The organism is Gammaproteobacteria bacterium (assembly GCA_021648145.1).
Taxonomy (GTDB): domain Bacteria; phylum Pseudomonadota; class Gammaproteobacteria; order JAADGQ01; family JAADGQ01; genus S141-38.
On sequence record JAKITI010000004.1, the window covers coordinates 123,703 to 143,812 of the forward strand.

Genomic DNA, 20,110 nt, shown 5'->3' on the forward strand with positions numbered 1-20,110 from the left:
ATGCCTGCTACAATGTGCCCTGGAAAATCTGTACACATCATTGTTAATGCAACCTTTGAGAATGAACTGGTTAGAGTATTAGATAAAGTCGGTGTCACTGGTTATACGCAGCTAGATGCTAGAGGAAATGGCTATTCTGGTGTTCAAGATGGTCATTCAGAAGGTGAGACAAATGTGATGTTTATTGTCTTGGTCACCTCTGAAGTCGCAGAAGTATTGATTGAAAGTCTGATTGATTATATCAAGCGTGGATACCCTATTGTTTCTTATACTAGCGATGTTGAAGTTTTGACTACTAATAAGTATGGCAAGCCGACAATATAGGATATTCAGATGACACCCTTAGTTCTTGCTACCGGAAACCCTCATAAGGCGATTGAAATTGAATCAATGCTTGCCCCGTATAAGCTTGACCTCCATCGCCAGACTGAATTTTTTTCACAAGAGGTTGAAGAGGATGGGCTAAGTTATCTTGAAAATGCTTTAAAGAAAGCAAGATATGCAAGCCAAAGAACAGGGCTGCCTGCGCTTGCGGATGATTCAGGAATAGAGGTTGATATGCTTAAGGGGAGGCCTGGAATATATTCAGCACGTTACTCTGAAGGCTTTAATGGTTTGCATGCATCGGACAGACAGAACAATGAAATGTTATTACATGAGTTACAAGGAGCCATTTCTTCTCAAAGATACGCCTGTTATATTTGCGTGATGGTATTCATTCGCCATGCTTTAGATCCTAACCCTGTCATAGGTTTAGGGAAATGGTGTGGTGAAGTTTTGTCTCATCCTAAAACCTTGTGCGGTGTTGGTTACGATCCTATTATGTGGTTTAGTGAATACAATAAAACGGGTTCAGAAATATCTATGGAGCTTAAGAATCAAGTGAGCCATAGAGCGAAAGCGCTACAGAGTCTTTTGCAAAATTTAAGACAGGAAGACTCATGGTCGAATTAAGAACCTATGTTTTTTTAGATTCATTACAACCTCAACTAGCTTCTTATATGGGAACTGTTTCTATGGGGTTCTTGCCCGTCCCTGGTGATTCCTGTTTATGGATAGAGGTCGCTCCTGGGATGGCGGTTCACCGTGTTTCAGATATTGCTTTGAAAGCGTCTAATGCCAGGTTGGGCCAACAAGTTGTTGAGCGAGCTTATGGCTCAATGGTGATTCATCATCGTGACCAAAGCGATGTATTAGAGTCTGGAAATCACATTCTGCGCTACTTAAAGACCGAAGATGCTGATCGTCCATCTTGCCTGGTCAAATGGAATGAAGTTATTTGTAATATTACTGTAGATCATGCAACCTTAATTAATCGAGATAATCGTCGAGGTTCTATGGTTTTACCTGGCCAAAGTATTTTCATTATGGAAACCGAGCCTGCCGGGTATATCATTTATGCTGCAAATGAAGCTGAAAAATCTTCAAACATCACCTTGGTAGAAGCAAAAGCAGTGGGTGCTTTCGGTCGATTGATTATGTCAGGTAAAGAAGCTGATATTATGGAAGCCTCTAGAGCTGCAATGCTTGCTTTGCAAAGACTATAGTCTTGTATAAGGAACCTCAGACTTAATCAGAGGTTAAATATGAATGAACAAGATACCTCCTCAAATCTTGCTGGATACCTGATTCGGCATGCTTCACTTCGTCAGATTCAAATTTTTGAAGCCGTCGCTAGAAATCTTAGCTTTACCAATGCAGCAAGGGAATTGTTTTTGACCCAGCCAACCGTATCGGCGCAGGTCAAAAGTTTTGGTGAATCAATTGAAATGCCTCTGTACGAACAAGTGGGAAGAAAAATTTACTTGACGGAAGTGGGGCAGCATGTTGCTTCCAGTTGTAGGGAAATTATACTTCAGCTCTCTAACCTCGAAATTTTATTAGATGATTTTAGAGGTATGACTCGTGGTAGTTTGAAAATTGGTATTGTTTCAACAGCAAAATACTTTACTCCAATCGCTTTGGGAAAGTTTATTAAAAAGCACCCTGATATTGATTTAAGTCTAAAAATAACCAACCGAGACAATTTAGTTAAACGTATTCATGATAATCTGGATGACTTGTATATTCTGGGGCAAGTTCCTGATACTAAGCTTGATTTAGAGGTTATTCCTTTTGCTGCCAACCCACTGGTTGTCATTGCGAATAAAAATAATAAACTGGTGGGTAAAAAAGTTTCCTTAGAAGAGTTATCTAAACAGCCTTTTATTATGAGGGAAGAAGGTTCGGGTATTCGTTCTGTGGTAGAGAATATGTTTTCAAAAATGGATTTAAAGGTCAATGAAAGGGTGACTCTGGAAACAAATGAGGCAATTAAACATTGTGTTGTTGGTGACTTGGGTGTTGCGGTGGTTTCAAAGCAAACGTTATACCTTGAAGGTGATGCTAGCCCTGTAGTGATATTAGATGTCGAAGGGTTTCCGATCAATAAAGAGTGGAATATCGTGTACCTTAGGGGAAAGGAGCTCTCTTTGCTTGCGAAAGAATTTTTAGCCTTTTTGAAAAATAAAGGGACTGAGTACCTTCAATTAGATTAATCTCCTCCAGTTTGTAGTGTTGTTGAGTGAAATATATGAATAATAAAACGATGAATAAAATAGCTGCAATTTTTTTTCTTTTTATTTTAAGCTCAGTCTCAGTGATGGCGGACGATGGCGCTGAGCGACTCTCTACTTTTCTTAAAAAATCACAAACCTTGCAAGCAGTATTTGAACAAACCGTGTTCGATGCGGATGGTGGGGTAAGCCAGCAAGCAAAAGGGCTGTTTTATCTTTCAAGACCGGGCCGTTTTCGTTGGGATTATACCGAGCCTTATAAGCAGCTGATTGTGGCGGATGGAAAAAATATCTGGCTGTATGATGATGATTTGGAACAGGTGACGGTTAAATCACAACAGAGTGGTTTAGGTGACCTTCCTGCGTTGTTACTTGCTGGTGGGGATCAATCACTGGAAAAAAACTTTAAAATTAAATCACTGGGTTCGAGCGACTCTATCGAATGGCTGGAGCTATTGCCTAATACAGAAGAGCGCAGTTTTGAACGTGTGCGTTTAGGTTTGAAAGGTTCTGTTTTACAGGAGATGGAGCTGCTCGATGCATTCAATCAAACCACTCGACTCGTCTTCAGTGATATTAAACTGGGAGTTAAATTATCGCCATCACTTTTTAAATTTACTCCGCCCAAAGGTGTGGATGTTGTGGGTGATGTTGAGTAGTGATTAGCGATCCCTTCCGGCCTTTGGCTGATCGCATGCGCCCTCAGGTGCTGGGTGATTTTTATGGACAAAGCCATCTGTTAGCGGCTAATAAACCGCTGAAATTATCGGTTGAAACCGGACGTTTGCACTCCATGATTTTCTGGGGGCCGCCCGGTACAGGAAAAACAACACTGGCACGAATGATTGCTCGTTGCGCTGATGTTCATATGATTGAGATATCAGCGGTCATGGCTGGAGTGAAAGAAGTACGCGGCGCGGTTGAGCAAGCCAAAAAAATTCGTCAAAAGGAAAATAGAAGCACATTGCTGTTTGTTGATGAGGTTCATCGTTTTAACAAATCTCAGCAAGATGCTTTTTTGCACAGCGTGGAAGATGGCACGCTGATGTTCATTGGAGCGACCACGGAAAACCCATCATTTGAACTCAATAATGCGTTACTTTCACGGGCGCGTGTTTATGTTTTAAAGTCTTTACAATTACAAGAAATCATTCAGGTGCTCAAGCGGGCACTACACGACTCTGAGCGAGGTTTGGGTTCATTGTCTCTTGATATTGAAGAGGCTCAGCTTGAACGCATTGCAACCGCCGCGGATGGTGATGCAAGGCGTAGCTTGAATTTTCTGGATATCGTCGCTGATCTTGCAGAAAAAAAAGGTGACCGGAATGTAGTGAGCGATGCTTTGCTCGATGAAGTTTTATCGGGGGGTACTCGCCGTTTTGATAACAAAGGTGAAGCATTTTACGACCAGATTTCAGCATTGCATAAGTCAGTGCGAGGCTCATCACCCGATGCAGCACTCTATTGGTTTTGCCGAATGCTGGATGGGGGCTGTGATCCGCTCTATCTGGCACGACGCGTGGTTCGGATTGCGAGTGAAGATATTGGCAATGCTGATCCACGTGCTTTGCAGATGGCGCTGAGTGCATGGGATGTTCAGCAACGTCTGGGAAGCCCTGAAGGGGAGCTTGCTGTGGCACAAGCGCTGGTTTATATGGCCAGTGCCGCGAAGAGTAATGCGGTTTATATGGCCTATAAAGCAGCGATGTCTGATGCAAAAAAACTCGGTTCGCTGGAAGTACCGATGCATATTCGAAATGCTCCTACTTCGCTGATGAAAAACCTAGACTATGGGAAAGGGTATCGCTACGCACATGATGAGCCTGAGGCTTATGCAGCGGGGGAGAACTATTTTCCCGAAGAGATGGGGAACCCTGTTTATTACCACCCTGTGGCGCGTGGGCTGGAAATCAAAATTGGTGAAAAATTAAAACACCTGCGTACATTGGATCGCAACCAAAAAGGCCGACAGTCGTCATGATGATGCAGTCGGTTGCCGTTGCAATGGGAGGTGCATTCGGAGCAGTGATGCGCTTTTGGGTTTCGGGCTGGTTCCACAGTATGTTTGGCCGCTCTTTTCCTTACGGCACACTGTTCATCAATGTTACAGGCTCACTGCTGATGGGGTTTTTATACGTACTTATTGTAGAGCGCTCTTCGCTGAGTGAAGAGTGGCGAGCCGTGATATTGATCGGTTTTTTAGGAGCGTTTACAACATTCTCTACATTTTCAATTGAAACACTGAGCTTGATTGAGCAAGGCGAGCGTTTTAAAGCAATACTAAATGTCGTATTGAGTGTCGTGCTGTGCCTCTTTGGAACGTGGATTGGAACGCTGCTTGGGCGACAGCTATGAAGTTGATATACTCGCCTCGATATGTATTGTGACTACTTTGGATTACGTGAACCCCCGTTCACCATAACGCCTGACCCAAGTTACCTCTATATGAGTGAGCGGCATCAGGAGGCACTGGCTCATCTGCTTTTTGGTGTGAAAGATCAAGATGGATTTGTACAACTTACCGGCGAGGTGGGCACGGGCAAGACAACTTTGATTCGTGCGCTGATGGCGCAGCTACCTGATGGTATTGATCTGGCACTGATTTTTAATCCCAAGCTTTCCGTATTTGAGTTTGTTGCATCCATTTGCGATGAACTTCATATCAAATACCCCACTGAAACCGACAGCGTTAAAGTGCTGGTTGATGCGCTTAACCTATATCTTCTGGATGCATACAGCCAAGGGCGGCGTGTGATTCTTGTGGTGGATGAAGCGCAGAATTTGCATTTCGATGTGCTGGAGCAGATCCGACTGCTCACCAATCTGGAAACTGCTAAACACAAACTGTTACAGATTGTTCTTGTAGGACAACCAGAGCTGCGTGAAGTACTCGGGCAGGTTAACCTTCGCCAACTCTCACAACGGATAACCGCACGTTATCACTTGGCACCCATGACACTGCGCGAAACGCAGGGATATGTTGCTCATCGCCTTAAGGTTGCCGGTGCGAAAAGAAACCTTTTCACTCGTGGTGCAATCGATCAGGTTAAGCATCTTTCAGGTGGGGTTCCCCGTCTGATCAACGTGCTGTGTGATCGTGCATTATTAGGCGCTTACGTGAGAGAAGAGTCTCAAGTATCGGAATCTATTGTAAAAAAAGCAGCGACAGAGGTTTATGGCAAGCTGAATACCCACCGGGGAGGAGTGAAGCCCGCGTTGTGGTTGCCAGTGGTTGCCGTGTTTGTTTTGATTCTTTTGGGTGTTTTTTGGAAATTTGGTTCTGCATGGCTACCGAGTGCTTCTTCTGTTGCTGTTAATCAAAACGCGGTGGCGAGACTGCCTTCCGACCCTGCGGCGCTTGCTGATGATGCCTCGGCTGCTATGGCATCAATTAAGTCCGAGGATGAGCTGAAACGGGTACTGCAAACATCACCTGAGAGTAAGAGCATCGGTCTGGCGTTCTCAGGGCTGTTTGCCTCTTGGCGACTGGAGTATGGAAAAACGGTGGGCGTAACCGGTTGTGAGCGAGCGATGAGTCAGCGACTGCAGTGTTACTGGGGGGTTGGAACGTGGGATGAGTATTTGGCTCTGAATCGTCCGGCAATTATCTGGGTGAATGCGGGTGCTCTGGGGGGGAAACAGTACGTTGTGATTAAGTCCTTGCGAGGTGGCGTGGGTGTGGTAGAGATTTCGGGCACACTTTATCGTGTTTCTGAGCAAGTTCTCAGAAAAATGTGGTCGGATCGTTACTTGCTGTTTTGGCAACCACCTACGTTGGGAAAACACTTGATAAAGCTGGGTGATCGCAGTGAAGCGGTGGTGTGGTTGCGTCGTAGCATAGAGAAAATTTTGGGCCGAAATATGATCAATAGAGATGTTGATCTATACGATAAAGCGCTTGAAGGGCATGTGAAAATTCTTCAGCGTAAACATGGCCTGATTGATGATGGAATCGTCGGCATTAAAACTTTGATTGTGATCAACTCATTGAGTGGTGAAGAGGCCATACCCATACTCAATCACAAGGGAAGCGAATCTTCGGGATAGCTTATGTCTTATATTCTTGATGCATTAAAAAAATCAGAAAAAGAGCGGGAAATTGGTAAAGTACCGACGCTGCATAGTGTTGATGGCAGTGGATTGGCGCATACTTCAAAGTCTTTTCCAATACTGTGGATCATTGTAGTCGTACTCTCAATTATCGTTACAGTTTTACTCTATTTTCAATTCAAAGAAATAGCGGTTGAGGTGCACGAGGAGAGTCTACTGGATGAGACCGCACATGTTGATCTGTCTCTGCCAATAGCTGTGGTGGAGGTGGAAGCTGGTGTCACACAAATTCAAAGCACAGCCGAAACTGTTGTACCGCAGGATGTTATCGAAGTGGTTGCGCAGGAACAGGTGCAAAAACGACTGCCGCAAAAGGAGCTGGCACCTGAGCAATCTAACGAAGTGTTACTCAAGGAGGGTGAGATCCTTATCACCCCGACATCACGCAGAGAAGCAGCAGAAACACCTGACGAGACCTCCGTTCCACTGTTAAGTGAAACAGAGTACGATTTTCAGGATCAGTTGCCTGAAATGCACCTTGATGTGCATGTATACAAAAAGCACCCTGAAAGTCGATTTGTGCTGATCAATATGGACAAATACCGTGAAGGACAGAAGATGCCTAGCGGTGTTGTTATTGAAGCGATTGTGATTGATGGTGTCATGATGAACTATCAGGGGCAGCGCTTTTTAATGCCTCTAGATTGAAAAATTCTGAAAAAATGGAGAACAGATAAAAAATGTTAGATCCTCGTTTGATTCGCAATGAACTAGAAGAAACAGCTCAAAAGTTACTGAAAAAAGGTGTCACGCTGGATACTTCAATACTGGCCGAGCTTGAAGTAAAAAGAAAATCACTTCAAGTTAAAACCGAGCAATTACAAAGTGAGCGCAATAAAAGTGCCAAATCAATCGGTAAAGCGAAATCTCAAGGTGAAGATGTCGCACCATTATTGGCGGCTGTTGCAGATCTAGGAGATCAGTTAAAAGATGCTGAAGCGAGTTTGGTTGAAACTCAAGCGGCCCTGAATGAAATTTTAATGGGGATTCCTAACCTTCCTCACGAAAGTGTACCGAGTGGAAAAAGTGAAGAAGATAATCAGGAAGTTCGCCGCTGGGGTGAGCCGAAAGCGTTTGATTTCGAAGTCAAAGATCATGTTGATTTAGGCGCAGCCCTTGGCTTGCTCGATTTTGAAACAGCAGCTAAAATAACTGGCTCACGCTTTTCTGTGATGACGGGGGCGTTGGCCAAACTGCATCGCGCACTGATTACGTTCATGCTGAACACTCATACCAAAAATCATGGTTACACTGAAATCTATGTGCCTTATTTGGTTAATCGTGAAAGTTTGATCGGCACTGGGCAGTTGCCTAAGTTTGAAGATGACCTGTTTATCACCAATAGTGAGCAAGGCTACTGCCTGATTTCAACGGCAGAAGTGCCCATCACTAATACTAAACGCGGTGATATTTTAGAGGCGGATGCATTGCCTCTAAAATATGTTGCTCACACGCCGTGTTTTCGCAGTGAAGCGGGCTCTTATGGTCGGGATACACGCGGCATGATTCGTCAGCACCAGTTTGAAAAAGTTGAAATGGTGCAGTTTGTTAAACCGGATGACTCTTATGCAGCACTGAACAGTTTGACTGAACATGCTGAAACAATTCTGCAAAAGCTGGAGTTGCCTTATCGCGTTGTGAATTTATGCGGCGGAGATTTAGGTTTTTCAGCGGCAAAAACTTACGATCTGGAAGTCTGGCTACCAGGGCAGGGAAAATATCGTGAAATTTCTTCGTGCAGTAACTTTGAATCATTTCAGGCGCGTCGAATGAAAATACGCTGGCGTAATCCTGAAACGAAAAAAACAGAGCTGTTGCATACCATTAATGGCTCAGGTTTGGCGGTTGGGCGTACTTTGGTTGCCATTATGGAAAATTATCAGGATAAAGAGGGGCGCATTCATGTACCAAAAGCATTACAACATTACATGGGTGGCATCAAAATTTTAGAGTCAACAACACCATAAATAATGAACTATTTTCCGATATTTCTAAAAGTTAAGCAGCAACGCTGTTTAGTTGTGGGGGGTGGAGAAGTTGCTGCGCGTAAGATTGCTTTACTGCTACGTGCAGAGGCAACAGTGACTGTGGTGGCTCCTGAACTTAATGAGCAAATTAAGGCGTGGGCTGATGCGGGCAAGATTGCAGCTTCCACCGATGTTTTTTCTATTGATCAACTTGAAGGTTCTCGGCTCGCCATTGCTGCGACGGATGATCCATCATTCAACGAGAGTCTTGCTGAAATTTGTCAGCAGTTGAATATTCCTGTGAATGTGGTCGATAGCCCCGAGCTGAGTTCGTTTATTGTACCTTCGATTATTGATCGCTCACCCGTGATTGCAGCGATTTCAAGCGGTGGAACTTCACCGACTTTGGCGCGATTGCTTCGCGCTAAACTTGAAGCCATGATTCCCGTCAATATTGGGAAATTAGCCGAGCTGGCAGGGCGAATGCGTGAACAGGTTCAGCAAAAATTACCTTCGATGACAGCACGCCGACGTTTTTGGAATCAGACACTCGAAGGCCCAATTGCCGAGCAGTTTTATGCAGGTCAGGAACAGCACGCCGAAACAGCTCTGCAAGAAGCATTGGATCTTTACAGTGCCGGAGAGATGGACGAGTCTTTTATAAAAGGTGAAGTTTATCTCGTGGGTTGTGGGCCTGGTGCGCCGGATCTGATTACATTTCGTGCGCTGCGCTTGATGCAACAAGCGGATGTGGTGCTTTATGATCGTTTGATTCCGAGTGAAGTGCTTGATTTGGTGCGGCGTGAAGCTGAACAAATTTATGTGGGTAAAAAACGAGCTTATCACTCGGTTCGCCAAGAAGAGATCAGCCAGCTATTAGTTGATTATGCCAAGCAAGGTAAACGGGTGCTGCGTTTAAAAGGGGGTGATCCTTTTATATTTGGGCGCGGCGGTGAAGAGATTGCAATGCTGGCCAAACACGGCATTCCTTTTCAAGTGGTGCCGGGCGTGACTGCGGCGGCAGGTTGTGCCAGTTATGCAGGCATTCCACTGACGCATCGTGACTACTCGCAATCGGTAATTTTTGTAACAGGGCAATTAAAAGATGGCACGGTTGACCTGAACTGGAAAGCATTGGCTGAGCCACAGCAAACAATTGTGGTTTATATGGGAATGATGGGTTTGAGCGTATTGTGTCAACAATTGATTGCACATGGTCTGTCGCCACAAACTCCTGCCGCATTGATACAAAAAGGAACCACGCCCGAACAAAAAGTGTTTACGAGCCACTTGCAGGCACTGCCTGATATTGCAAAAAATAACGAAATTCATGCACCGACTCTGATTATTATTGGTGAAGTGGTGAAACTGCGCGCTGAAATGGGTGTGTTTGGTTAAGACGAATGCCTGAATTAAAAGTCAGTGAACTGGCGATTTATCCTGTTAAATCATTTGCACAAATAACATTGAATAGTGCCTTTGTCGATCGCTTTGGTTTGAGTCAGGATCGTCGCTGGATGGTGGTTGATGAAAGCGGCCAGTTTGTTACACAGCGGCAATATCCAAAAATGTGTTTGGTTCAACAAGTGCTGACTGAGCATGGCATTCAAATTTCTGCGCCCGGCATGTCTGACTTGGTTGTTTCAAAATCATCTCATACGATAAGGCAGAAGGTCACAGTTTGGGGTGATCATTGCAATGCACAGGACTCGGGTGATAAAGCCGCAGAGTGGGTCAGTCGCTTTCTTGGTCTCACATGTCGTTTGGTTTTTTTTCCTGAAAATGAATTTCGCCAGGTTGATTTGAGCTATGCCCAAGCGGGCGATCAAACGGCATTCAGTGATGGCTTTCCATTGTTATTGATTTCACAAGCATCACTGGATGACCTTAATGAACGGCTTGAAGTGCCGATTGAAATGGCACGTTTTAGGCCAAATTTAGTGGTCGATGGTTGTGATGCTTTTGCCGAAGATGGTTGGAAGCGGCTGAGAGTGGGGCCGGTCACTTTTCGTGTTGTTAAGCCGTGCAGCCGCTGTGTGATTCCATGTATTGATCTATTAACAGGTAAGCGGGGACAAGAGCCTTTGCGTACTCTGAGTCGTTACCGTCGGCGAGATAATCAAGTCTATTTTGGGCAGAATCTGATTGCTGAGAGTATTGGGGCAATTGAGGCCGGAATGGTTGTTGAGGTTTTGGAGTAGCTTTTCTGGTTTTTAATCTTTGTTTGATTCAATAAAGATTAAAGCATCTCCATTATTACAGTACCTCTTTTTAGTGGGTGCAGGGCCATCTTTAAATACATGGCCATGGTGGCCTTCGCATTGAGCGCAGTGATACTCTGTTCTGGGTAAGATCATTTTGAAGTCAATTTTGGTTTCCAGGCGACCAGAAATAAAGTCGTAGAAACTGGGCCAGCCCGTACCGCTGTCGTATTTCATTTCAGAAGTAAATAGTGGCAGATCACAACCGGCACAAGCATATATACCCGTCCGTTTTTCATCATTTAACAGGCTGCTAAACGGCCGTTCTGTTCCTTCTTCCCGGAGGATGAAATATTGCTCAGGTGTGAGGCGCTTTTTCCATTCATTATCACTGAGTTCCAGTTTTTTAATATTCATATTCTCTTGATGAGCTGGTTTAGCATGAGTGTGTCGTGGAATGATGGGTGTCACAAGAAGAGACAATCCAGCGAATAAAAATTTTCTGCGTTTCATAATTAAAAAATACTACATAGAAGTCAATATACTTGTCAATTTTTCGGTAGCAGGAAAATCTGAATGCGCTAATATCTATATTTAACCGAATACAAAACTGAAGCGGCGGCACAATACGCATGAAAAAAATATTAACATTTGAAGAGAAATATGAAGTGATTGGTCGCAATAATGCTCTCTATGAGGGGGTATTCATCACAGCGGTTAAAACAACAGGTATTTTTTGTCGCCCATCTTGCCGTGCCAGAAAACCAAAATCTGAAAATGTTATCTTTTATGATACTGCTCAGGAAGCCATACAAAATGGTTTCAGGCCATGTAAAGTCTGCAAACCCATGGAAAAAATGGATGAAACACCTGATTATGTCAAAAATATCATCAAAGAGCTGCATGAAAATCCCTATTTGAGAATTAAGGACTACGGTTTAAAAGAAAGGGGAATTGAGCCTAGCCAGATAAGACGATGGTTTAAAAAGAATCACAACATAACATTTCACTCCTACCAACGAATGTTGCGTATTAATTCAGCGTTTAATAGTATCAAAAAAGGCGAGACAGTCACGAGCTCGGCATTTGATAGTGGTTATGGTTCACTCAGTGGGTTTAATGAAAGTTACCGCTCTATTTTTGGTGATTCAGCTACATACTCTAAAGGTAAGTCCATAATAAATATTGTTCGTTTTACAACGCCCATCGGGCCTATGTTTGCCTGCGCCAGTGAACATGGAGTTTGTCTGCTGGATTTTACTGACAGACGAATGTTAGAAACAGAATTTAAAGATTTATGTAAAAAATTGAATGCTGTGATCTTGCCGGGTGCTAATTCGTATTTAGAGCAGGTTCAATCTGAATTATTAGAATACTTTTCAGGAAAACGAAAAAAATTTACGGTGCCACTGCACGCTCCAGGGACTGATTTCCAGCAAGCCGTCTGGAAAATATTACAAGATATCCCTTATGGCGAAACTCGTTCATACAAGCAGCAAGCCATTGCAATGAACAATCCAAAAGCGATACGAGCGGTCGCATCTGCCAATGGTTATAATCGTATCGGAATCATCATTCCTTGCCATCGTGTGATCGGCTCTGATGGTCGTTTGGTGGGTTATGGTGGAGGGTTGCACCGGAAAAAATGGTTGCTTGATTTTGAATTATTAAACATTAAAACAGCCTGAAGGGTATGGAAGTACATTTCGATGAAACACTCAAACGGTTAATTCAATGTTTTTGTGACTTGAGTCGCTGAGTCTATGTAACTAACATTGGTTCTAGGTGACTAAACTTATAGCGATCAAAATTCAGTACGGAGGCAGTATGAAAAAAATTACCATCGTAGGTGTTGGGCGAGTGGGTGAATCTACAGCTCAAATTTTAACGCAAGATGAGCTGTGTCAGGAGCTTGTTTTACTCGGGCGGCGTGATGGCGTACCTCAAGGAGTGGCGCTGGATATTCATGAGTCGTCTCCTCTTTTTCGGTTTGATGTGAAAGTGACCGGAGCCACTGATCCTGCTGCCATGGCAGATTCTGATCTGGTGATTATGACTGCCGGTTTGCCACGCAAGCCGGGGATGTCGCGTTCGGATGTGCTGGATGCTAATTTGAAAGTGTTATCCGGTGTTGTTGATGATGTACTGCGTTACGCGCCTGATGCAAGTCTGTTAATCGTAAGCAATCCCGTTGATGTGTTGACCTATCATGCCTGGAAACAGACGGGGTGGGATCGAAGCCGTGTGTTTGGTTTGTCGGGTGTGTTGGACTCGGCACGTATGGCGGGTTTTATTGCACTGGAAACCAATTTTTCTACCAAGGATATCACTGCAATGGTGTTGGGTGGGCATGGTGACAGCATGGTGCCACTGCCTGATTATACTTGTATTCGCGGCATTCCTATTTCTCAGTTTATGGATCAAGAGACGATTGACCGTATTGTGAAACGTACGCGTCAAGGTGGGGCTGAAATTCTTGCTTTGAAGCAAAATAGCAGTGCTTACAACGCGCCTGCGGCTTCAGTCTCTTTGATGGTGGATGCGATCAGTCGCAGGCGACGGCGTATTCTTCCTTGTGTGGTGCCGCTTGAAGGTGAGTATGGGCTCAATGATATTGCGATGGGAGTCCCCGTTGTTTTAGGTAAAGGTGGTGTTGAACAAGTGGTTGAGTTGAAACTGAGTCAATCTGAACAGGCGCAATTCCATGCCTCTTCTGAGCAAATTCGTGCCGACTTAACCAAAACAGTGAAGGGTTAAGGAGTATGAATATGCCTAAAAAAACATTGACGTTGACTGATAATTCAACAGGAAAGCAAGTTGAATTACCTATTTTAGAGGGAACTCAGGGCGCTTCTGTGGTCGATATTGGGCCGATGGTGCGCGAGATGGGTTATTTCACTCTTGATCCTGGTTTTAAATCTACGGCAAGTTGCTACAGTAGCATTACTTATATTGACGGTGATGAAGGTGTGTTGCTCTATCGGGGTTATCCTATTGAGCAACTTGCAGAAAAAAGTACATTTATTGAAGTCTCTTATCTGTTGCTTAATGGTGAGTTGCCCAATAAAACTGAGCTGGATTCGTTTCAAAATATTATACTATCTCACACGATGATTAATGAAAGCTTGAAAAAACTGTTTGATGGCTTTCACTATGATGCACATCCGATGTCTATTATGGTGGGTGTTGTGGGAGCACTCTCTGCTTTTTATCATGACTCGACAGATATTAGTAATGCACGTCATCGGGAAATTGCAGCGCATCGTTTGATTGCTAAAATGCCAACCATTGCTGCGGCCAGTTATAAACACTCAGTGGGGCAACCCTTTCAGTACCCTCAAAACAACTTAAGCTATTGTGGCAATTTGCTGCACATGATGTTTTCCACCCCTTGCGAAGAGTATGAAGTCGATCCTGTGGCTGAAAAAGCACTTGATTTACTGTTTATATTGCATGCGGATCATGAACAAAATGCCAGCACATCAACGGTGCGTTTGGCAGGCAGTTCTGGGGCGAATCCATTTGCTTGTATCTCTTCAGGAATTACCGCGCTTTGGGGGCCTGCCCATGGCGGAGCCAATGAAGCGGCTTTGAATATGCTCAGTGAAATTGGCGATGTGAAAAATGTTGATAAATATATCGCCAAATCAAAAGATAAAAACGATCCTTTTCGTTTAATGGGGTTTGGTCATCGTGTTTATAAAAATCATGACCCACGAGCGCGCGTGCTTCGAGATATGTGCCATAACGTGCTTAAACATAATGGTAGTAATGGTGATCCGCTGTTTGAGCTAGCTTTGCGCCTGGAAGAGATCGCATTGAAGGATGACTATTTTATTGAGAAAAAACTCTATCCTAATGTCGATTTTTATTCCGGTATTATTTACAAAGCTTTAGGAATTCCCGCGAATATGTTTACAGTAATGTTTGCCATTGCGCGCACCGTAGGCTGGGTCGCACATTGGCAAGAGATGATTGCTGATCCTGCGGTCGTTATCGGTCGGCCACGGCAACTGTATCAGGGTGCTGCCAAACGTGACTATGTTGGACTGAATCAACGTTAATATAAACAGCTACACTCTTTGTTTTACTACAAGGTTGCCTTGCGATCAATGCGCCGGTAACCGATGGCTTCACTTAAATGGGACGTATTGATTGTTTCACTTTCATCAAGGTCCGCAATAGTTCGCGCGACCTTTAAAATACGGTGATAGGATCGGGCGGATAGCTGGAGCTTCTCTATGGCATTTTTCAGTAGCTTTTTATTGTTGGCATCCAGCGGACAATATCGTTCTATCTCTTTGACACCCAAAGCATGATTGGCTTTGTTGCAACGTGTGAGTTGATATTGCCTGGCCTTTTCAACACGTTGTTTTACCGTTTCACTTGACTCAATGTCTTTGGTGGGGGCGTGCAGTACTTCATGAGGCACGTTGGGTACATCAATATGCATATCAATTCGATCCAGTAGTGGGCCAGAAATTTTGGCTCGATAGCGTTGAACTTGTATTGGACTGCAACTACAGCGTCCGCTGGACTCTCCAAGATAACCGCAAGGGCAAGGGTTCATCGCAGAGATGAGTTGAAAGCGTGCGGGATATTCTGCTTGGCGTGTAGCGCGTGATATTGTAATTCGGCCGGACTCCAGAGGCTCTCGCAACACTTCCAGTACATTGCGCTTAAACTCCGGCAGCTCATCAAGAAACATGACACCATTGTGTGCCAGTGAAATCTCTCCAGGGCCAGCGGCGCTGCCGCCTCCGACTAATGCAACACCTGATGCAGTATGATGAGGTGAGCGAAAAGGACGTTTTTTCCAGTTTTTAAGTGAAAAGCCATGATGACTGATGGAGCAGATTGCGGCGGATTCTAATGCCTCTTCTTCAGTCATTGAGGGCAAAATTCCTGGTAACCTTGTTGCCAGCATACTTTTTCCTGTGCCGGGAGGCCCAACCATAAGCAAACTGTGGCCCCCTGCGGCGGCGATTTCCAAAGCACGTTTAGCCTGGTGCTGTGCTCTAATATCGGACAAATCAGGGCCACTGTATTGTGGTTGTTGTATGGTTTTTGGCTGGTAAGCCGGTAGTGGGGATTGATTGTTCAAGTGAGCACAAATATCAAGCAGATGGTTGGCGGCAAGTATATTAACGTCACTGACGAGCGATGCTTCATCGGCATTGTTTTGAGGAATGACTAACGTACGCTGTGCTTTTCGTGTTTGCAGCGTTGCGGGCAGTGCGCCACGTATACTGCGCAGCGCTCCTGTTAGAGCCAGTTCCCCGATAAATTCATACTGATCCAGTGAATTTTTTGGAATTTGATTGGATGCGGCAAGAATGCCGAGTGCGATGGGAAGGTCGAAGCGTCCACCTTCTTTGGGCAGATCAGCAGGAGCTAGATTGATTGTAATGCGTCTGGCAGGGAACTCAAAGTTTGAGTTGAGCAGTGCACCTCTGACTCGATCCTTGCTCTCTTTGACTGCGGTTTCAGGCAGACCCACAATAGAGAGGCTGGGTAAACCGTTAGAGAGGTGAACTTCAACGGTGACTAATGGTGCGCTCATGCCAGTTTGTGCCCGGCTGTAGATCACTGCGAGAGACATATCCTATTCCTTGGTTATTTTAAGTTGGCAGCCTTGCCGTTTAATTTATTTATTTTGTTTCCAGTTCTTTGACCTGTTTTTCTAATATCTCAAGCTTGGCACGAGTGCGTGCCAGTACTTCGCTCTGCACATCAAATTCTTCGCGACTGACGAGATTAAGCTTGGAAAAAGTGCTTTGTAAAATTGTACGAAAATTATGCTCTAAATCTTTTTGTATTGCACCGATGCCAGAAGGGGTGAGTTTTGAGAGGTTACGTGCCAGATCATCCAGTAATTTTGTATCAATCATTTAGAGTTATGCCTATATTGCTTCCCAGATTATTGCGAGTGATGTTATCAGAATTTTAGGTGGCTGTCCGAGAGTGAGAGGTCTTGGTTGTGTGCAAGATAAAGAGGCACCAAAAAAGGGCGTGCGGCTATGTTGGCGCGCTATATTGGTGCGGGTTATTAGCCTTTGTGACTTGTATCATAGATATGATTGCATAAGAAACCAATAAGTTGTTTGTTGGCACAATATATGCTTATTTTTGTTTCTTGAAGGAGCATTAAGTTCTGGTGAAGGATTTAAAATTGGCACGGATATGCTTTGAAATATCGGGAGATAGTAAATGAAATTAGTAACAGCAATTATTAAACCGTTTAAATTAGATGATGTGCGTGAAGCACTTTCTGAGGTTGGCGTACAGGGAATTACGGTCACGGAAGTTAAAGGTTTTGGTCGGCAAAAAGGGCATACAGAACTGTATCGTGGTGCAGAATATGTGGTGGATTTTCTACCAAAAGTAAAGCTTGAACTTGTCATTGATGGGTCGTTAGTGGATCAAGCAATTGAAGCGATCACTAAAGCAGCTCAAACCGGAAAAATTGGTGATGGCAAAATTTTTGTACAAACAATTGAGCAAGCTGTGCGTATTCGTACGGGTGAAACTGGTTGTGATGCCTTGTAATTAAAGCGGGAGTTTCAAAGTGGAAAGTAATATTAATAATATTTTTGAATTGCAATATGCACTGGATACCTTTTATTTCCTGATATGTGGTGCACTTGTTATGTGGATGGCGGCTGGCTTTGCAATGCTGGAAGCGGGTTTGGTTCGTTCTAAAAATACAGCAGAGATATTGACAAAAAATGTCGCCCTTTTTGCTGTGGCCTGTACGATGTATTTGGTCTGTGGTTATCAGATTATGTATGGCGGTGGCTATTTCCTTTCAGGTATTAACGGGGGTGAAACACTGGTTGCTGATGCGTTAGCTTCTTCGGCTGAAAGTGGTTTCGGTGGGGATTCAGTTTACGCCAAGGCTTCTGACTTTTTCTTTCAGGTGGTTTTTGTCGCGACGGCGATGTCTATTGTTTCTGGCGCGGTTGCTGAGCGTATGAAATTATGGGCATTTATTTTCTTCGCAGTAGTGATGACTGGTGTTATCTACCCACTAGAAGGCTCATGGACATGGGGCGGTGCTTCAGTTTTTGGTTTATACAGTCTTGGTGACTTAGGTTTCTCTGACTTTGCAGGTTCAGGCATTGTCCATATGGCGGGTGCAGCTGCGGCACTGGCGGGTGTTATTTTGCTGGGTGCACGTAAAGGTAAATATGCTAAAGATGGCACAGTGAATGCAATTCCTGGAGCGAACTTGCCAATGGCAACATTAGGTATGTTCATTTTATGGATGGGCTGGTTTGGTTTTAACGGTGGCTCTGTGCTGAAGTTAGGTGATATCGCCAGTGCTAATTCAGTTGCTATGGTCTTTTTGAATACAAATGCATCTGCAGCAGGTGGCGTGATCGGTGCGATGATTGTTGCGCGTTTGATGTTCGGTAAAACGGATTTGACCATGATTCTTAACGGTGCGCTTGCAGGTTTGGTTGCAATCACAGCCGAGCCTTCAACCCCGACTGCGCTTCAGGCTATGATGATTGGTGCTGCAGGTGGTGTGATTGTCGTCTTTGCAATTCTAGCTTTCGACAAGATTAAAATTGATGATCCAGTGGGTGCCATCTCGGTTCATGGTGTTGTAGGAATCTGGGGTTTACTGGTTGTGCCTTTGACTAATGACGGCGCAAGCTTTGTTGGACAAATTGTGGGTGGTTTGACTATCTTTATCTGGGTCTTCGGTGCGAGCTTTATTACATGGTTTATTATTAAAGCGATCATGGGCATTCGTGTCACTGAAGAAGAAGAGTACGATGGAGTGGATCAGAGTGAGTGTGGTATGGAAGCTTACCCTGAGTTTACTAACAAGTAATCGTAACTGTTCTACTTGTTTTACAAGCAAGTGAAAAGGGGTTCCTTAATTGAGGAACCCCTTTTTTTATTTAGGCTTCACTCCAGACCTTGAGTTGACAGCCTTGCTGGTCGCAACGTAAAAAACTACCTTGTGTAGGCCAATCTCCTAATACAATTCGGCATGACTCTTGTTGTTCAGTTTGATTCTTATGAATGGCGGGGCGATGTGTATGGCCATGAATGAGTTGTGTTGTATGATGTTGAGCCATTATTTTTGTTACCGTGGCATCGTTTACATCCATAATTTTTTCAGGTTTTTTAGATGATTGAGTGCGACTTTCACTGCGGTAATGGTTGGCAATTGAGGTGCGCTCATCGATTGATTTATCAAGAAAGTCTTGTTGCCACTGTGGGTGGCGCACTATATTTCTAAATTGCAGGTACTCTTTATCATCACTGCATAATGTATCGCCGTGCATTAATAGAGTGGGCGTACCATAAAGATCAATGAGCGTTGGATCATTGATCAGTTGGCAGCCTGTTTCTGTTTCAAAATAATGCCCCATCAAAAAATCACGATTACCGTGCATGACATAGAGTCGCGTACCTTGCTCGGCAAGTTGATGCAGGGCGGTGAGCACAATTTGGTGTTCGGGTGCCACAGCATCATCACCTAGCCAGTACTCAAACAGATCACCTAAAATGTAGAGTGATTCGCAATGAGGTGCTTCATATCGCAAAAAGCTTAAGAACAGCTTTGTAATTTGCGGTTGATCAGCACTTAAGTGAAGGTCGGATATAAACAGAGTATGAGGCATCATAAATATACTTATTGAATGATTTCTACTTTCTCAATAATGATATCTGAAGAGGGCACATCGCTGTATATTTTATAACTTGTGGTGCGGGTGTTTTCAATTGCTTTTACAATTTCCATACCTTCTGTCACCTTGCCAAAAACAGTGTAGCCCCAACCAGAGCTGGTTTTGCTGGTATGGTCTAATGGTTCTTCATTGTTACCAACGTTAATAAAAAATTGTGCTGTGGCGCTGTGAGGGTCCCCTGTTCGAGCCATGGCAATGGTTCCAATTTGGTTTTTCAGGCCATTATTGGCTTCATTTGTAATCGCAGGGTGAGTCTCTTTTTTGTTCATACCCACTTCAAATCCTCCCCCTTGAATCATAAAGCCAGGAATGACCCGGTGAAAAATTGTGCCGTTATAAAAGCCTTGCTCAGCATAACGAAGAAAATTTTTCACAGTTTTTGGAGCCTTAGCCTGGTTAAGCTCTAGAGTAATGGAGCCTTTATTAGTGAACATTTTTACTTTAATTATGGGTGAATTTTTGGATTTTATGTCTTTAGTTTCTGATTGTTCTGCACTGACAGTCAATGTAAAAGATAAAGAAAGTAACAAGATAAGAGTTAAGCGAGACAGAAATTGCATTTTTATTTT

General features: G+C 44.0%; 22 protein-coding genes. 17 read left to right on the plus strand and 5 right to left on the minus strand.

The annotated features are described in order from the left end of the window. The 12 genes from L3J70_03905 (at position 1) to L3J70_03960 (ending at position 10,833) form a co-directional block, all read left to right on the plus strand. Entirely contained in the window at positions 1-324 is a 324-nt protein-coding gene (locus L3J70_03905) for a transcriptional regulator (protein MCF6235506.1), read from the plus strand. A 9-nt stretch (positions 325-333) separates the two neighbouring features. Then, positions 334-954, plus strand: a complete 621-nt coding sequence (gene rdgB / locus L3J70_03910; protein MCF6235507.1) for an RdgB/HAM1 family non-canonical purine NTP pyrophosphatase — start codon at positions 334-336, stop codon at positions 952-954. Then, positions 942-1,547: a hypothetical protein gene (locus tag L3J70_03915; GenBank protein ID MCF6235508.1), complete on the plus strand. Its 606-nt coding sequence runs from the start codon at positions 942-944 to the stop codon at positions 1,545-1,547. The genes rdgB and L3J70_03915 overlap by 13 nt, the downstream gene beginning before the upstream one ends. Positions 1,548-1,586: 39 nt before the next feature. Then, complete coding sequence (locus tag L3J70_03920; protein MCF6235509.1) at positions 1,587-2,537, plus strand: LysR substrate-binding domain-containing protein; 951 nt, start codon at positions 1,587-1,589, stop codon at positions 2,535-2,537. A 35-nt stretch (positions 2,538-2,572) separates the two neighbouring features. Next, a complete protein-coding gene (lolA, locus tag L3J70_03925) occupies positions 2,573-3,214 on the plus strand; it encodes an outer membrane lipoprotein chaperone LolA (protein MCF6235510.1) in 642 nt (213 codons plus the stop codon). Between the two features lie 35 nt (positions 3,215-3,249). Next, positions 3,250-4,536 carry a replication-associated recombination protein A gene (locus L3J70_03930; protein MCF6235511.1) on the plus strand — a complete coding sequence of 429 codons (1,287 nt, stop codon included), beginning with the start codon at positions 3,250-3,252 and terminating at the stop codon, positions 4,534-4,536. After that, positions 4,536-4,910, plus strand: a complete 375-nt coding sequence (gene crcB / locus L3J70_03935) for a fluoride efflux transporter CrcB (GenBank protein ID MCF6235512.1) — start codon at positions 4,536-4,538, stop codon at positions 4,908-4,910. The genes L3J70_03930 and crcB overlap by 1 nt, the downstream gene beginning before the upstream one ends. 90 nt (positions 4,911-5,000) lie before the next feature. Beyond that, positions 5,001-6,602: an AAA family ATPase gene (locus tag L3J70_03940; GenBank protein MCF6235513.1), complete on the plus strand. Its 1,602-nt coding sequence runs from the start codon at positions 5,001-5,003 to the stop codon at positions 6,600-6,602. A 3-nt stretch (positions 6,603-6,605) separates the two neighbouring features. Beyond that, positions 6,606-7,313, plus strand: coding sequence for a general secretion pathway protein GspB (locus L3J70_03945; GenBank protein MCF6235514.1), 708 nt, complete (start codon positions 6,606-6,608; stop codon positions 7,311-7,313). A gap of 32 nt (positions 7,314-7,345) precedes the next feature. Beyond that, positions 7,346-8,632 (plus strand): serine--tRNA ligase, encoded by a 1,287-nt coding sequence (gene serS, locus L3J70_03950; protein MCF6235515.1) that lies wholly within the window; start codon positions 7,346-7,348, stop codon positions 8,630-8,632. A 3-nt stretch (positions 8,633-8,635) separates the two neighbouring features. Continuing rightward, positions 8,636-10,030 carry a siroheme synthase CysG gene (cysG, locus tag L3J70_03955; GenBank protein ID MCF6235516.1) on the plus strand — a complete coding sequence of 465 codons (1,395 nt, stop codon included), beginning with the start codon at positions 8,636-8,638 and terminating at the stop codon, positions 10,028-10,030. Positions 10,031-10,035: 5 nt separating this feature from the next. After that, the gene (locus tag L3J70_03960) at positions 10,036-10,833 is read left to right on the plus strand and encodes an MOSC domain-containing protein (protein ID MCF6235517.1); all 798 of its coding nucleotides are present in this window, start codon (positions 10,036-10,038) and stop codon (positions 10,831-10,833) included. Between the two features lie 12 nt (positions 10,834-10,845). Here L3J70_03960 and msrB read toward each other — a convergent pair whose 3' ends face one another. Then, positions 10,846-11,346, minus strand: a complete 501-nt coding sequence (gene msrB, locus L3J70_03965; GenBank protein MCF6235518.1) for a peptide-methionine (R)-S-oxide reductase MsrB — start codon at positions 11,344-11,346, stop codon at positions 10,846-10,848. A gap of 119 nt (positions 11,347-11,465) precedes the next feature. Here msrB and L3J70_03970 point away from each other — a divergent pair, with 119 nt between their 5' ends. From L3J70_03970 to L3J70_03980, 3 genes are all read left to right on the plus strand, one after another. Next, on the plus strand, positions 11,466-12,521 hold the full coding sequence (locus L3J70_03970; protein MCF6235519.1) for a methylated-DNA--[protein]-cysteine S-methyltransferase: 1,056 nt from the start codon (positions 11,466-11,468) through the stop codon (positions 12,519-12,521). A gap of 139 nt (positions 12,522-12,660) precedes the next feature. Further along, on the plus strand, positions 12,661-13,590 hold the full coding sequence (gene mdh / locus L3J70_03975; protein ID MCF6235520.1) for a malate dehydrogenase: 930 nt from the start codon (positions 12,661-12,663) through the stop codon (positions 13,588-13,590). 11 nt (positions 13,591-13,601) lie between these two features. Next, a complete protein-coding gene (locus L3J70_03980) occupies positions 13,602-14,897 on the plus strand; it encodes a citrate synthase (protein MCF6235521.1) in 1,296 nt (431 codons plus the stop codon). A gap of 26 nt (positions 14,898-14,923) precedes the next feature. Here L3J70_03980 and L3J70_03985 read toward each other — a convergent pair whose 3' ends face one another. Together L3J70_03985 and L3J70_03990 are read right to left on the minus strand one after the other, a co-directional pair. Then, positions 14,924-16,435, minus strand: a complete 1,512-nt coding sequence (locus L3J70_03985) for a YifB family Mg chelatase-like AAA ATPase (protein ID MCF6235522.1) — start codon at positions 16,433-16,435, stop codon at positions 14,924-14,926. 49 nt (positions 16,436-16,484) lie between these two features. After that, the gene (locus L3J70_03990; GenBank protein MCF6235523.1) at positions 16,485-16,724 is read right to left on the minus strand and encodes an accessory factor UbiK family protein; all 240 of its coding nucleotides are present in this window, start codon (positions 16,722-16,724) and stop codon (positions 16,485-16,487) included. A gap of 319 nt (positions 16,725-17,043) precedes the next feature. Between L3J70_03990 and L3J70_03995 the strand changes: the two genes are divergently transcribed. Beyond that, positions 17,044-17,382, plus strand: coding sequence for a P-II family nitrogen regulator (locus L3J70_03995; GenBank protein ID MCF6235524.1), 339 nt, complete (start codon positions 17,044-17,046; stop codon positions 17,380-17,382). 31 nt (positions 17,383-17,413) lie between these two features. Next, on the plus strand, positions 17,414-18,676 hold the full coding sequence (locus tag L3J70_04000; GenBank protein ID MCF6235525.1) for an ammonium transporter: 1,263 nt from the start codon (positions 17,414-17,416) through the stop codon (positions 18,674-18,676). 70 nt (positions 18,677-18,746) lie between these two features. On the opposite strand, the gene L3J70_04005 is transcribed toward L3J70_04000, so the two are convergent. After that, positions 18,747-19,478: a UDP-2,3-diacylglucosamine diphosphatase gene (locus tag L3J70_04005; protein ID MCF6235526.1), complete on the minus strand. Its 732-nt coding sequence runs from the start codon at positions 19,476-19,478 to the stop codon at positions 18,747-18,749. A gap of 8 nt (positions 19,479-19,486) precedes the next feature. Continuing rightward, positions 19,487-19,975: a peptidyl-prolyl cis-trans isomerase gene (locus L3J70_04010; GenBank protein MCF6235527.1), complete on the minus strand. Its 489-nt coding sequence runs from the start codon at positions 19,973-19,975 to the stop codon at positions 19,487-19,489. Positions 19,976-20,110: the final 135 nt, after the last annotated feature.

Excerpts from the sequence above, each read along its gene's own strand:
- L3J70_03970 (MCF6235519.1), top strand. The coding sequence starts at position 11,466 with ATGAAAAAAATATTAACATTTGAAGAGAAATATGAAGTGATTGGTCGC.
- mdh (MCF6235520.1), top strand. The coding sequence starts at position 12,661 with ATGAAAAAAATTACCATCGTAGGTGTTGGGCGAGTGGGTGAATCTACA.
- L3J70_03915 (MCF6235508.1), top strand. The coding sequence starts at position 942 with ATGGTCGAATTAAGAACCTATGTTTTTTTAGATTCATTACAACCTCAA.
- cysG (MCF6235516.1), top strand. The coding sequence starts at position 8,636 with ATGAACTATTTTCCGATATTTCTAAAAGTTAAGCAGCAACGCTGTTTA.
- rdgB (MCF6235507.1), top strand. The coding sequence starts at position 334 with ATGACACCCTTAGTTCTTGCTACCGGAAACCCTCATAAGGCGATTGAA.
- L3J70_03960 (MCF6235517.1), top strand. The coding sequence starts at position 10,036 with ATGCCTGAATTAAAAGTCAGTGAACTGGCGATTTATCCTGTTAAATCA.
- L3J70_03940 (MCF6235513.1), top strand. The coding sequence starts at position 5,001 with ATGAGTGAGCGGCATCAGGAGGCACTGGCTCATCTGCTTTTTGGTGTG.
- L3J70_03985 (MCF6235522.1), bottom strand. The coding sequence starts at position 16,435 with ATGTCTCTCGCAGTGATCTACAGCCGGGCACAAACTGGCATGAGCGCA.
- lolA (MCF6235510.1), top strand. The coding sequence starts at position 2,573 with ATGAATAATAAAACGATGAATAAAATAGCTGCAATTTTTTTTCTTTTT.
- L3J70_03995 (MCF6235524.1), top strand. The coding sequence starts at position 17,044 with ATGAAATTAGTAACAGCAATTATTAAACCGTTTAAATTAGATGATGTG.
- L3J70_03920 (MCF6235509.1), top strand. The coding sequence starts at position 1,587 with ATGAATGAACAAGATACCTCCTCAAATCTTGCTGGATACCTGATTCGG.
- serS (MCF6235515.1), top strand. The coding sequence starts at position 7,346 with ATGTTAGATCCTCGTTTGATTCGCAATGAACTAGAAGAAACAGCTCAA.
- L3J70_03945 (MCF6235514.1), top strand. The coding sequence starts at position 6,606 with ATGTCTTATATTCTTGATGCATTAAAAAAATCAGAAAAAGAGCGGGAA.
- L3J70_04010 (MCF6235527.1), bottom strand. The coding sequence starts at position 19,975 with ATGTTCACTAATAAAGGCTCCATTACTCTAGAGCTTAACCAGGCTAAG.
- crcB (MCF6235512.1), top strand. The coding sequence starts at position 4,536 with ATGATGCAGTCGGTTGCCGTTGCAATGGGAGGTGCATTCGGAGCAGTG.
- L3J70_03930 (MCF6235511.1), top strand. The coding sequence starts at position 3,250 with ATGCGCCCTCAGGTGCTGGGTGATTTTTATGGACAAAGCCATCTGTTA.
- L3J70_03990 (MCF6235523.1), bottom strand. The coding sequence starts at position 16,724 with ATGATTGATACAAAATTACTGGATGATCTGGCACGTAACCTCTCAAAA.
- L3J70_03980 (MCF6235521.1), top strand. The coding sequence starts at position 13,602 with ATGCCTAAAAAAACATTGACGTTGACTGATAATTCAACAGGAAAGCAA.
- msrB (MCF6235518.1), bottom strand. The coding sequence starts at position 11,346 with ATGAAACGCAGAAAATTTTTATTCGCTGGATTGTCTCTTCTTGTGACA.
- L3J70_03905 (MCF6235506.1), top strand. The coding sequence starts at position 1 with ATGCCTGCTACAATGTGCCCTGGAAAATCTGTACACATCATTGTTAAT.
- L3J70_04005 (MCF6235526.1), bottom strand. The coding sequence starts at position 19,478 with ATGATGCCTCATACTCTGTTTATATCCGACCTTCACTTAAGTGCTGAT.